The 11,184-nt window shown below is 46.9% G+C and carries 16 protein-coding genes and 1 tRNA gene; 9 read left to right on the forward strand and 8 right to left on the reverse strand.

Annotated features, from left to right (window positions below; translation table 11 throughout):
• Positions 1-91: 91 nt before the first annotated feature.
• Positions 92-487, forward strand: coding sequence for a nucleoside-diphosphate sugar epimerase/dehydratase (locus XMA152_RS02450; protein ID WP_173481922.1), 396 nt, complete (start codon positions 92-94; stop codon positions 485-487).
• Positions 474-1,349 carry a DMT family transporter gene (locus XMA152_RS02455; RefSeq protein WP_173482612.1) on the forward strand — a complete coding sequence of 292 codons (876 nt, stop codon included), beginning with the start codon at positions 474-476 and terminating at the stop codon, positions 1,347-1,349. Before XMA152_RS02450 ends, XMA152_RS02455 begins: the two co-directional genes overlap by 14 nt.
• A 30-nt stretch (positions 1,350-1,379) precedes the next feature.
• Here the strand turns inward: XMA152_RS02455 and XMA152_RS02460 are convergent, their stop codons facing one another.
• Positions 1,380-1,595: a DUF2892 domain-containing protein gene (locus tag XMA152_RS02460; protein WP_173481920.1), complete on the reverse strand. Its 216-nt coding sequence runs from the start codon at positions 1,593-1,595 to the stop codon at positions 1,380-1,382.
• Between the two features lie 165 nt (positions 1,596-1,760).
• Here XMA152_RS02460 and pyrC point away from each other — a divergent pair, with 165 nt between their 5' ends.
• Positions 1,761-2,795 carry a dihydroorotase gene (gene pyrC / locus XMA152_RS02465; RefSeq protein WP_173482613.1) on the forward strand — a complete coding sequence of 345 codons (1,035 nt, stop codon included), beginning with the start codon at positions 1,761-1,763 and terminating at the stop codon, positions 2,793-2,795.
• A 242-nt stretch (positions 2,796-3,037) separates the two neighbouring features.
• Positions 3,038-3,114: transfer RNA gene (locus tag XMA152_RS02470), tRNA-Arg, on the forward strand.
• 84 nt (positions 3,115-3,198) lie between these two features.
• On the opposite strand, the gene XMA152_RS02475 is transcribed toward XMA152_RS02470, so the two are convergent.
• The 7 genes from XMA152_RS02475 to rluF all read right to left on the reverse strand — a co-directional run bounded on the left by XMA152_RS02475 (position 3,199) and on the right by rluF (position 8,230).
• Positions 3,199-4,527 carry a sensor histidine kinase gene (locus XMA152_RS02475; RefSeq protein ID WP_173482614.1) on the reverse strand — a complete coding sequence of 443 codons (1,329 nt, stop codon included), beginning with the start codon at positions 4,525-4,527 and terminating at the stop codon, positions 3,199-3,201.
• A 1-nt stretch (position 4,528) separates the two neighbouring features.
• Entirely contained in the window at positions 4,529-5,200 is a 672-nt protein-coding gene (locus XMA152_RS02480; protein WP_173481961.1) for a response regulator transcription factor, read from the reverse strand.
• 2 nt (positions 5,201-5,202) lie between these two features.
• The gene (locus XMA152_RS02485) at positions 5,203-5,412 is read right to left on the reverse strand and encodes a PepSY domain-containing protein (protein WP_173481917.1); all 210 of its coding nucleotides are present in this window, start codon (positions 5,410-5,412) and stop codon (positions 5,203-5,205) included.
• 64 nt (positions 5,413-5,476) lie between these two features.
• Positions 5,477-6,094 carry a diheme cytochrome c gene (locus XMA152_RS02490; RefSeq protein WP_173481916.1) on the reverse strand — a complete coding sequence of 206 codons (618 nt, stop codon included), beginning with the start codon at positions 6,092-6,094 and terminating at the stop codon, positions 5,477-5,479.
• A gap of 15 nt (positions 6,095-6,109) precedes the next feature.
• A complete protein-coding gene (locus tag XMA152_RS02495; RefSeq protein WP_173481915.1) occupies positions 6,110-6,496 on the reverse strand; it encodes a DUF1924 domain-containing protein in 387 nt (128 codons plus the stop codon).
• Positions 6,486-7,058: a cytochrome b/b6 domain-containing protein gene (locus tag XMA152_RS02500; RefSeq protein WP_173481914.1), complete on the reverse strand. Its 573-nt coding sequence runs from the start codon at positions 7,056-7,058 to the stop codon at positions 6,486-6,488. The genes XMA152_RS02495 and XMA152_RS02500 overlap by 11 nt, the downstream gene beginning before the upstream one ends.
• A gap of 185 nt (positions 7,059-7,243) precedes the next feature.
• Positions 7,244-8,230: a 23S rRNA pseudouridine(2604) synthase RluF gene (gene rluF / locus XMA152_RS02505; protein ID WP_173482615.1), complete on the reverse strand. Its 987-nt coding sequence runs from the start codon at positions 8,228-8,230 to the stop codon at positions 7,244-7,246.
• A gap of 89 nt (positions 8,231-8,319) precedes the next feature.
• Between rluF and XMA152_RS02510 the strand changes: the two genes are divergently transcribed.
• From XMA152_RS02510 to XMA152_RS02530, 5 genes are all read left to right on the forward strand, one after another.
• Positions 8,320-8,664, forward strand: coding sequence for a hypothetical protein (locus tag XMA152_RS02510; protein ID WP_173481912.1), 345 nt, complete (start codon positions 8,320-8,322; stop codon positions 8,662-8,664).
• A gap of 149 nt (positions 8,665-8,813) precedes the next feature.
• Positions 8,814-8,975, forward strand: coding sequence for a hypothetical protein (locus XMA152_RS02515; RefSeq protein ID WP_173481911.1), 162 nt, complete (start codon positions 8,814-8,816; stop codon positions 8,973-8,975).
• Positions 8,976-9,025: 50 nt separating this feature from the next.
• Complete coding sequence (locus XMA152_RS02520) at positions 9,026-9,694, forward strand: rhodanese-like domain-containing protein (RefSeq protein WP_217362111.1); 669 nt, start codon at positions 9,026-9,028, stop codon at positions 9,692-9,694.
• A gap of 82 nt (positions 9,695-9,776) precedes the next feature.
• Complete coding sequence (locus XMA152_RS02525) at positions 9,777-10,445, forward strand: rhodanese-like domain-containing protein (RefSeq protein ID WP_173482616.1); 669 nt, start codon at positions 9,777-9,779, stop codon at positions 10,443-10,445.
• A 315-nt stretch (positions 10,446-10,760) separates the two neighbouring features.
• Positions 10,761-11,180 (forward strand): cytochrome c5 family protein, encoded by a 420-nt coding sequence (locus XMA152_RS02530; protein WP_173481909.1) that lies wholly within the window; start codon positions 10,761-10,763, stop codon positions 11,178-11,180.
• Positions 11,181-11,184 lie beyond the last annotated feature (4 nt).

Below are 11,184 nucleotides of genomic sequence, written 5' to 3' on the forward strand. Positions count from 1 at the left end.
TTATGGGACGGAAAAAGTGAGAATAGTGTTTCAGTTAGGTCCACTATTGTGATCTTTAGCCAACGCGACAACAAGTAAAAAGAGGAACTAAGTGCTCGACAAAATCCTGAATGCATTTCGCAATTCAAAATGGCGAGGCTCAAGTTTCATTATCGTGGGTATCGATTTTGTAGAACATCAACTCGCCCAAGCACTGATTGAGAGAGGTGGAAAAATAATAGCCTTTGTCGATGATGAGCCATGGAGCCATAAAACCGAGATGCTTGGAGCCCCGCTTCGATATCCAAGCGAAATAGAAGCACTGGCTCAGCGACATCATGTTCAAGCTGTGGTTACATTCAACCAAAGATCTGAGCTGCTGCCTGATGAATGCGTTAAGCAACTTAGCTCAATGAACATACCCACTGTCCAAATGGACCCAAACCTGAGTTTGGAAGAACAACTGAATACGATCTCTTCAACGCTGGACTCATATGAACAGAAGTAACGCGACACTGATTGGTTTTTCAGCCATAGCGCTCTGGGGTGCCTTGGCTCTGTTAACTCGGTTAACGGATAACCAGATCCCACCCTTTCAATTAATGTCGATGACCTTCGCCATTGCTTTTCTACTGATGCTTACCAAATGGCGTAAAGAGGGTCACTGGGGTGTCCGTTACGCAAAACAGAAAAAGCCTGTCTGGCTATTAGGCGTAAGTGGCTATTTTGGTTACCACTTCTGCTACTTTTTAGCGATGTCGAAAGCGCCGGCTGTGCAGGTCAGTCTATTAGCCTACCTTTGGCCCCTACTGATTGTTCTATTCTCTACCCTACTTCCAGGCCACCGTTTTAGATGGGCGCATCTAGTCGGCGCTCTATCAGCTCTAGCGGGCTGTTGGTTATTGATTGGGGGTGGCAGTGACGCCTTCGAACCGCAATACACGTCAGGCTATCTAATCGCCCTAGCCTGCGCTCTAATCTGGTCTAGCTTTTCTGTCACCAGCCGTTTGGCCGCCAATGTACCGACCGATGCGGCTGGCTGGTTTTGTGGTGCCACAGCGGTATTGGCCTTCTTCTGTCACCTCGCCTGGGAGACAACCGTCATGCCAGCCAATCTGATTCAATGGATAGGAGTGATTGGCCTTGGCCTGGGGCCAGTCGGCATCGCCTTTTTCACTTGGGATTACGGGGTAAAGCACGGCAATATTCAACTGCTGGGGGTACTAGCCTATTCGGCACCGTTGATCTCGGTCGTGCTGTTGGTTCTGTTTGGATTAGCGGAACCGAGCTGGACTCTTGCCTGGGCCTGTCTGGCTATTGTCGGTGGGTCACTGATTGCAGGTTTTGAACGCAACAAAAAAGCCGCTTAATAGAGCGGCTCTTCAATCACTTAGCGGAACTTAAAACGCTGTACCCGCTTTACCGCCTAGCTTCTTCAGGATAATTGCCAATGGGCAGAATCCAGTAAAGGCTGTTTGGAATAGGTTCGCACCAACAAAGGCTGTGAACCACAACCAGTACTCACTGACAAACAGTGGGCTAGCCGCTACGCCCAGTGCCAAGCTCAACAAAACCATAAAGCCAGCAAAGGCAAATACCATACGTTCTACAGACATGTTCCGTCCCTCTCAAAATTGAAATTAGGTGGTTCAACTCGAACCAATTTCTATATATTAGTTTTTACTAATTAAACAAGCAACTAATTTATAAAATGCACAGCGACCTCTAACCAAACCGTGTAAAATATTCAGATCGAAAATTTTTAAGGAGTGGGCGATCCCATGAACGAAATCACCATCAAAACACCCGATGATTGGCACCTTCACTTTCGTGATGGCGATATCCTTGCTGAGACAGTAGCAGCAACCGCTCGCTGTTTTGATCGTGCGATTGTCATGCCCAACCTTGCACCACCGGTTCGAAACGCTGCTGACGCAGAGGCCTACAAAGAGCGCATTCTAGCTGCACGACCAGAGGGTTCGAACTTTGAGCCTTTAATGACGCTTTACCTCACCGACAGAACCACCGCTGAGGATATCAATGAAGCGGCTAAAGCGGGCATTAAAGCCGTTAAGCTATACCCTGCCGGTGCGACCACAAACTCGGATGCTGCAGTAACAAACATCGATGGCTTAGCCGATGTGTTCGCTGCGCTGGAAGCGAACAACATGCTTCTACTGGTCCATGGTGAGGTCACTGATTCGCATATTGATATTTTTGATCGTGAAAAAGAGTTCATCGATCAACGCATGGGTCCAATCACTCAGAAGTACCCAACGCTTAAAATTGTATTTGAACACATCACCACTAAAGACGCAGCTGAGTTTGTGCTTGCTGCGGGCGGAAACATTGGTGCCACCATTACACCGCAACATTTGATGCTGAACCGAAATGACTTGTTAGTGGGTGGTATTCGCCCACACAACTACTGTTTACCTGTCTTAAAGCGCAACATTCACCAGCAAGCGCTACGTGATGTCGTTGCATCAGGGTCAGATAAGTTCTTCTTAGGCACTGACTCAGCACCTCATGAACAGGCTAAAAAAGAGACCGCCTGTGGCTGTGCAGGCTGTTACAGCGCTTGGGCAGCCATTGAGCTATACACCCAAGTGTTTGATGAGTTAGGGGCACTGAACAAACTAGAGGGTTTTGCGAGCCTACACGGCCCTAAATTTTACGGCCTACCGGAAAACAGCGGCACCATCACACTGTTAAAAGAGTCCTGGACACTACCAGAGAGCATCACTCTACCGAATGGCCGCCCCATCATCCCATTCATGGCCGGAAGTGAGGTTCAGTGGAAGCTGAAAAGCTAGAACTCACTTGCAAAGCGAGGCGGTATCAGTAAGATTCACGCCTCAAGATAAAGCGCCCGTAGCTCACCGGAGCGCCGGCCGGCTAGATAAAGTAACAGCTTCAGATCCTGTTGGTCGGGGGTTCGACAAATTGTGGCAAGAATTTGGACCGCTGTAAGCGCCCGAAGGGGCGTTGAATCGCTTAAGCGATTCAACGAGTCTATCCCGATGATGGATAGCACTATACAATTCAACAACTCAACGCGCCCGTAGCTCAGCTGGATAGAGTAGCAGGTTCCGATCCTGTTGGTCGGGGGTTCGAATCCCTCCGGGCGCGCCATCTTTACCTGAAAGGCCGAGGTCAGGATTGACCGAGTAATCCCGGGCGCGCCATCTCTACCTTCACCAAGCAAAACCAATCCGTTTAAATGGGTAATTCGACTTTAACGCCAAGCCCACCAAGCAATCCGTCACTAAAGCTTAAATTACCCGAATAGCTCTCTACTACCGCTTTACTGATGGCGATACCAAGGCCTGAACCTGACACTGCAGAATCTTCGTCTAAACGAACGCCTCGTTGAGTTAGTCGAATCATATTCTCTTGCGACACCCCTGTTCCATCATCCTCTATTAAAAGAATCCAACGGTGATTTTCACGTGAGTAGGTTATCGATAACTCAGCTTTTGAAGTCGCATACCTTAGGGCGTTATCTAGCAAATTGCCAATAAGCTCGAGCATATCATCTCGATCATAGGGGAGTTCATATCGGGGCAGTTGTTTTAGGTGTAACTCCTTACTGGGGTAAATTCGTTTAAAGAGCTCAACCATAGGGGTCAAGTCAGCGTAAGGAGCAAACAGTTTGCCGGGCGTTGGTGTTCCTGAAATACGAGCTCGTCGAAGTTCGCGGTCCATCAAATGCTGAAACTCTTCACTTAGAGCTATTGCCTTGGCAGAGTTTTCATTTGAATCTAGTTCAGAGGAGAGCCAGCGCAACTTCTGAATAGGCCGCTTCAGCTCATGAGCTAGATTGCCTAAACCTGTGCGTGATCTCTCTATTTGCGCAGCTGAGCGAGCCAATAATCGATTGAGCGCAGAGGCTAAAGGCGCTATCTCTCGAGGAAGTTGATCCGGGAATTGAATCGATGAACTGATGTCACCAGCCTCAATCGCTTGCCGAACTGGCTCTAGGCTAGCAAAACCTGATTTAACCATTCGCCTTTGTAGCCAAACGACCACCCCAAAAACAACCACCATGATTAGAAATAGCAGCAGTTCTAGCAGCCACTGATTGTGATAGAGCTCCGTTACATCCTCAGCAACCGCAAGCGTAAAATTGACATCTGATTTTTTAAATCCTTGAGTAAGAATCATCCAGCGCTGGTCATCATTAATAATCACCGCAATATCAACAATGCCAGGGGCAACTGACGATACATTAAGCTCGCGATCCCAAAGAGAGCGAGAGAGTGCCTGAAACTGCTCGGACTGAAGTTTGAAATAGTGGCCAGACTCTACGCGTTGATAAATAGAGGAGATACGCTCTTGTTGCAGTTGCCACTGACTGTTTGTATCCAAACTCAAAGCGGTGATAATCGTCTCTGCATCATGACCAAGGCGTTGTTCGATAATGTCATCAACAAACGAGCGAACAGTAAGATGTAAGGGCACTAACAGCAGAACAGCAAGAAGCAGCAGAAGTTTAGTTAAGCGAGACTGGAGATGCGCCTCAATTGAGTATCCCTGCTTAAACATCTTATTCGCTCACATCCAACTGAACGATGTATCCCTGGCCACGTTTGGTCTCAATGAACTCTTTCCCAAAATATTGGCGAAGACGGTTGATGTAGACCTCGATCACGTTGCTATCTTTGAGCATCTCCTCTTCATAGACATGTTCACTCAGCTCTGTCTTAGATACGATTTTTCCTGCATGAGTAATCAGATAACGCAGCAATCGAAACTCTTTGCCGGTCAATGAAATACTCTGCCCTAACGCATCAATTGCCTGTTGGGTATCAACGTTTAAAGAAACGCCCTGACAGACTAAAGTGTTATCTGCACGCCCTTGATTACGGCGCATCACCGCTTCTATACGCGCTTGGAGCTCTTCAAAATGGAAAGGCTTAGTAAGGTAGTCATCTGCACCATGCTTAAGACCATCCACCTTCTCTTGCCAGGAGTCGCGAGCCGTAAGAATCACAATGGGGGTATCAATACCCGCACCTCTCAGGTTAGATAGCACCTCAATTCCTGGGCGTTTAGGCAACCCCAGGTCGAGAATAATGCCGTCAAATGACTCTTCTTGAGCAAGAAACTCGCCATCTACTCCATCTCGGGCCACCTCCACTGCAAAGCCCGCTTTTTGCAATTGGGGTTTTAATTGATCGATGAGTTCGGTGTCATCTTCAATGAGCAGTAGGCGCATCATTAATCCTCCAATTTCTCTTGAAGAAGCTCACCCGAAGCTGCGTCGATGTAATACTCACGCACCTCACCGTCACCACCGAGAACCTCAAATTCATAGATCAATTTGCCATCTTTGCGTTCTAGCTCAAGATCTAAGATTTTGCCGATAAATGTCTGTGCGTGTCTGTCCTGTAGTTCCGAAAGTGAGAGGATATGACCCGACTCCAACAACTCCCTCGCCTCCCGCTGTGAGAGGTTATCTCCCGCAATAGAAGGCAACGAAAGTGCTAGGAGATTAATGATCCCAGCGGCCGTGATTCGGAATATTGACCGAGTCGTCATCAAAGTAGCCCTGCTCTGCTCTATCCCCGTGACAAGCCTGACACTGGCTAAAACTACCAACATCTGGATTACCGGTTACCATACGATCCGGTACCTCATCATGCTTCTTTTTAAAGTAACGTAACTCAGTAATACGCAGTGGTGTAGCGTTATCTGATACGCTGCGTAAAAACTTACGTGCCCTTCGATTTGAACTGTTTTCAGCCGCATTATCAACCAGATACTGAGTAATCGCTTGTTGTGATGTAGGATCCAACTCGGCATTTTCACCAAAGTGATTATCTAAATTACCCATCATCTTCTGCCAACTTCGCTCAGGTAGAAATCCTGTAGGATAGGCCATATGACAGTCTGCACACTCATCAATATAGAGCTGGCGTGCTGGCGAATTATCTGTCTGTTTTAAAGCACCATTTCGACGCTCACCGTACTCATCGTCATCTTGACCGAAGATTTTCCAGCCCTCATCAGCGAAGGCGACATTAACAACACCAACCATTCCAACCCCTAGAGCACTAGTAAGCAGTGTCGTACCCAAAATCCAACGGACCGTTTTAATGCTAAGTTTCATATTTCTATCTCGCTCTTATTGATTAGATAACCAGAGTAGGATGTCTCCTTTCTCTGCTGGGGTGCACTCGCGGCCAAGCGTCCATTTACAGTTCCTTAGGAACCACTTATTAATCTTATGATCCTGCGTAAGTCGCTCCGGATTTACGCTTGGCGCTAGAGGATCAATCGCCTTTTTGGTTTTTGCATGCTGGCCTACCAGTTTCACATCAGACCCATGACAGGTTGTACAGCTCTTACCGTTAAAGTCTCGGTTCCACAACGCTTTACCTGCGTCTGCATTAGCACTTTTACCACTAGCCGCCTCGAAGGCTGCCACCATGCGATCACTCACTGGCGTTGCATTTGCAGCCACTACAAAGAGTGAACCTATCAGTGCGATAGCAAATTTATTAATTCTCATCGCCCTTCTCCTCGATCTCTTTTTTCCCGTTGATCATCGCTCGAACTAGGTTTTCCCCATGGACTAAACTGCTGATTAAGACACCTGATATATGGAACAACACGAAGGCTAGAACTAGATTAGCAACGGCCTCATGAACGTCTTCCATCCAGTACCCTGAAATCGACTCTACCCAAGTGCCAGCAAGCGGTCCTATGCCATCTGGCGCTACAGAAGCCATGCCTGTAAAAGTGAGTAATCCAAGAGAGAGAAGCAGGACAATCACCATTAATCCACCTGCCGGGTTATGCCCCACATAGTGTTTAGGACGCAAAGCAGCCAGATCAATCAGATAGCTTTTAATCGTATTTATACGGTAAACAAAATCGCTGAAGCGTGCGTGGCGGGTGCCAATAAAACCCCACACAATACGGAAAGCTACTAAAGCGGCAATGGTATAACCGGCCCAGAAATGTAGAGTGTCAAATTCGTCTGCACTTATCCAAGCGATCGCAAAGCTCAACACGAGCGCCCAGTGAAAAACACGGACTAATGGATCCCAAACCCTGATCTCTTTTTTCATTGAATACTCCAAAGGTTTATTCAAATTTCTCAACTTGAATGAGATCTTGCCTTGAGCAAGATAAAACCAAGCTTAAAAATTTATTATGAGATTGGAGTTACAAAAAATTGAGGAGAAGCAGCTAATAGTGCTTCTTTATGCAGTGCGAATTTAGAATAGCTTATTGGAGATATCCGTCTAATCGGTTATCGCTTTCTGGCACGACCGCCAGACCCACTGGAAGACTTTCCGCTTTTAGCCGCGCCACCGCGTTTTGCTCCTCGATCAGGATGCTTGGTTGTTGGTTTACGCACGATCGGTTTGCCTGCAGCATTTCGTTTTGGTCCGTTGGAATTGGGTTTTTTACCCTCTCCGTGGCTATTACGATTTGCATGCCCTTTCTTGTGTGTGGATTGAGAGGGCTTTGATCTGTTCGGGCTGCGTGACTTACGTGTTCCGGGCTTCGCCTCTGACGAGGAGTGCTCTACTGATTTTAACAGTGTTGTTAACTCTTTTTGTGTCAGATCTCGCCAATCGCCAAGCGCTAGGCCCTTCAGGTCGACGTTCATAATGCGGGTACGCTCTAGCTTTACGACCTCATAGCCAAAATGTTCACACATACGGCGAATCTGTCGGTTAAGCCCTTGAACAAGCGTAATGTTGAACACACGAGTATCTAACTTTTTCACGGGGCACTTTTTGGTCATTGTGCCAAGAATGGGGACTCCGCCCGCCATCCCTTCTATGAACGCCGGAGTGATCGGTTTATTAACCGTGACGACATACTCTTTCTCGTGGTTGTTACCCGCGCGCAGGACTTTGTTAACCAAATCGCCATTATTGGTCATAAAAATCAGACCCTGAGAGTCTTTATCTAGACGGCCGATTGGGAAGATACGCACACCGTGATTAACGAAATCAACGATATTGTTGGGGCGAGAGCTCTCTGTGGTGGATTCAATCCCTACAGGTTTATTTAGGGCTATAAAGACGAAGTCATCGGGCTCTGGTGGGTCGATCATCTGACCATTGACGCGAACCTGATCTCCAGGGTGTACTTGGTCTCCAATCTGAGCCCGTTTGCCATTGATAAAGACATTACCCTGTTCAATAAAGCGATCGGCTTCTCGTCGAGAGCAGATACCACTCTCACTGATAAATTTATTGAGTCGCTTTGCTGAACCGTTGAACATGGCTTAGAGTAATCCTGATTAATTGATCGTCTATTGTATCGATCGAACCAGGCTTCACCAACTTAGACCGCAGATTCATAAGTGAAAAAATGACAAACATAACCGCTTTGCTCTTGGCCCTGTCTGTAACAGCACCGGTATTAGCCGATACAGATAACTACACCTTTATATCGGGAAGTGATATTTACGAAGCTTTATCACAGGAGTCGATGGTCGTTCAGGGGTATGTGTTAGGCGTGACCGATGCACTGAAGCACAGCACAGATTCCAGTAGCTGTTTTGTGATTCCTATGCGTCCCGATGCGGATGCCGTTATCTATTCAACCTATTTAGACTATTGGCAGAACCGCCAAATTCCCGACAGTGGAACTGAGGCAATCACTCAGATGATGCTAAACAACTTCCCTTGTGCGACCAACGTCGAAAATAACTGATATCTCTTAACAATTTACGTTAATTACTAATCAATATACGTTTTCAGGCCGTAAACTTTGAAAATTGATAAATATCAATCTATTGTTATGGGAGAAGTCAGAAATTGACTGCAAAGTTAATTCTGATACTTCTAAAAATGGAGAACATCATGAATCTTAAATTTCTAGCCGCAATCCTTACATCGTTGATGATGGCTTTCGCATTTGTATCACCAGCTCATGCAGCTGATGAGGGCGAAGCAAAGTCTATCTACTGCGATGACGGTTCACTTTGTGTACCAGAGGGTGAGCCAGAACCAGAGTGTGATTAATTTCAACACTCAATAATTATTAAAAAAGAAACATCACTGAGGAATCAAACATGATCCGTAAATCTCTTGTAATGGGCCTAGTTGGCGTAGTTGCTACAGGTATGGCGAGTCTTTCAATGGCTGGCTCTCACTCGGACGACAAACCAGTCGGCATCACTGGCGACCTATTGTCGATTGAAGTCATGCACAACGGCAGCAAAGTGACTGTTGAGCGTAACGCTGACAACCAGAACACTGTAAACCCATCATTCGCATTGACTTCACGTCCTTGTCCTCCTTTCTGTATCCAACCAATGAAACTTGCACCTGGTGTCGAAACCATTGGTGAAGTAGAGATGATTGGCTACATGGAGAAAGCGTCTGCAGGTGACGACTCTATCCTAATCATCGACTCACGTACTCCAGACTGGGCTGCGCGTGGCATGATCCCTGGTGCGATCAACCTACCATGGACAGCACTATCAACTCGTAAAGGTGCTGACCCAATCTCTATTGGTGAGATCTTCACTGACACATTCGGTGCTGAAGAGTTCGACGGTCTTTGGAAGTTCGGTAACGCTAAAACTCTAGTAATGTACTGTAACGGTATGTGGTGTGGCCAGTCGCCAACTAACATCAAAGCACTTCTAGACTTCGGCTACCCAGCGCACAAAATCAAGTGGTACCGTGGTGGTATGCAGAACTGGGAAAACCTTGGCCTAACAACTGTTAAGCCTTAATTGGGGTTTTATACCTAGTTGAACAAAAAAGCGTAGTTATTAACGACTGCGCTTTTTTTTGCCTAAAAATAAGGAAGATACAATGAAAAAAATTCTAATCGCGTCACTGGCCGCTCTCACACTGGCTGGCTGTAACTCTGCAGCAACTAAAACAGAGTCGGCTGCAGCAACCAAGCCTGTGGGTATCACTGGCAGCCTAATGTCGGCTGAGGTCATGCATAAGGGTGAAAAAGTAACCGTCATGCGTAACCAAGATACTAAAAACACCGTGAACCCTTCTTTCGCAATGACATCACGCCCTTGTCCGCCATTCTGTATTCAGCCAATCGTACTGGCACCCGGTGTTGAGACCATTGGTGAAGTAGAGATGGTCGGCTATATGGAAGCGGTCTCTGCAGGTGATGACTCAATCCTTATCATCGACTCACGCACCCCAGACTGGGCTGCTCGCGGCATGATTCCTGGAGCAGTAAACATTCCATGGACTAAGCTGTCGACTCGTAAAGGGGCAGACCCTATCTCTATCGGCGAGATCATCGTGGAAGATTTCGGTGGTGAAGAGTTTGATGGCCTATGGAAGTACGGTAAGGCTAAAACTCTAGTGATGTACTGTAACGGTATGTGGTGTGGCCAATCGCCAACCAACATCAAAGCGCTGCTTGATTTCGGTTACCCAGCTGACAAGATCAAGTGGTACCGCGGTGGTATGCAGGATTGGGAAACACTCGGTTTCACAACCGTTAAACCCTAAGTCGTGCGTCCCTAAGGATAAGGATAAGAGAGCTTCGGCTCTCTTATCCTTTCACCTTTAATCTTCTCATCTTTTAGTCTAAAGCCAATCCCACCGATCATCTCTGATCCTCGATAAAGCACTAAAACAGTCACAAGTTGCCCCTATATGCTAGTTATACCAACCCCTTACATCTTTAAACGATAAGAACCAAAGATAGCGTTATTTCGAATAAAACTAATAATCGTTATAATGCGCGCAGAATTTTTAGCCTTCGGTCTAGGTTACCCACAAGGTAGCAAGTAGAGCCGACTTCAATACAGAGAGGAGCAGCCAATGAAAGCAATCATTTCTAAGGCTTCAACAGCACTATGTACTCTAGGTCTAACGTTTGTAGCTCTATCAGCGCAAGCCGTTACTTCTGAAGATGTCATCGCAGAACGTCTAATGCCAGTAGGCAAAGTGTGTCTACAAGGTGATGAAAGCTGTGGTTCAGCTTCTGCAGCACCAGCGGGTGGTGCCCGAACTGCAGCGGATATCGTCGCGGTTTCATGTAATTCTTGTCATGGTGCAGGTGTATTAGGCGCTCCTAAGATCGGCTCTGGTGAATGGGCTGCACGCCTAGATGCTAAAGGTCTAGACACCTTGGTTAGCAATGCAATTAATGGCATCGGTGCAATGCCTCCCCGCGGTACATGTTCTGACTGTACTGATGATGAGATCAAAGCATCAATTGAGTACATGATCGCTCAATAAGCGA

The organism is Marinobacterium sp. xm-a-152 (assembly GCF_013282965.1).
In the GTDB taxonomy this organism is placed as follows: Bacteria; Pseudomonadota; Gammaproteobacteria; order Pseudomonadales; family Balneatricaceae; genus Marinobacterium_E.

Excerpts from the sequence above, each read along its gene's own strand:
- XMA152_RS02455 (WP_173482612.1), top strand. The coding sequence starts at position 474 with ATGAACAGAAGTAACGCGACACTGATTGGTTTTTCAGCCATAGCGCTC.
- XMA152_RS02525 (WP_173482616.1), top strand. The coding sequence starts at position 9,777 with ATGAAAAAAATTCTAATCGCGTCACTGGCCGCTCTCACACTGGCTGGC.
- XMA152_RS02460 (WP_173481920.1), bottom strand. The coding sequence starts at position 1,595 with ATGTCTGTAGAACGTATGGTATTTGCCTTTGCTGGCTTTATGGTTTTG.
- XMA152_RS02475 (WP_173482614.1), bottom strand. The coding sequence starts at position 4,527 with ATGTTTAAGCAGGGATACTCAATTGAGGCGCATCTCCAGTCTCGCTTA.
- XMA152_RS02495 (WP_173481915.1), bottom strand. The coding sequence starts at position 6,496 with ATGAGAATTAATAAATTTGCTATCGCACTGATAGGTTCACTCTTTGTA.
- rluF (WP_173482615.1), bottom strand. The coding sequence starts at position 8,230 with ATGTTCAACGGTTCAGCAAAGCGACTCAATAAATTTATCAGTGAGAGT.
- pyrC (WP_173482613.1), top strand. The coding sequence starts at position 1,761 with ATGAACGAAATCACCATCAAAACACCCGATGATTGGCACCTTCACTTT.
- XMA152_RS02480 (WP_173481961.1), bottom strand. The coding sequence starts at position 5,200 with ATGCGCCTACTGCTCATTGAAGATGACACCGAACTCATCGATCAATTA.
- XMA152_RS02520 (WP_217362111.1), top strand. The coding sequence starts at position 9,026 with ATGATCCGTAAATCTCTTGTAATGGGCCTAGTTGGCGTAGTTGCTACA.
- XMA152_RS02490 (WP_173481916.1), bottom strand. The coding sequence starts at position 6,094 with ATGAAACTTAGCATTAAAACGGTCCGTTGGATTTTGGGTACGACACTG.
- XMA152_RS02530 (WP_173481909.1), top strand. The coding sequence starts at position 10,761 with ATGAAAGCAATCATTTCTAAGGCTTCAACAGCACTATGTACTCTAGGT.
- XMA152_RS02515 (WP_173481911.1), top strand. The coding sequence starts at position 8,814 with ATGAATCTTAAATTTCTAGCCGCAATCCTTACATCGTTGATGATGGCT.
- XMA152_RS02500 (WP_173481914.1), bottom strand. The coding sequence starts at position 7,058 with ATGAAAAAAGAGATCAGGGTTTGGGATCCATTAGTCCGTGTTTTTCAC.
- XMA152_RS02510 (WP_173481912.1), top strand. The coding sequence starts at position 8,320 with ATGACAAACATAACCGCTTTGCTCTTGGCCCTGTCTGTAACAGCACCG.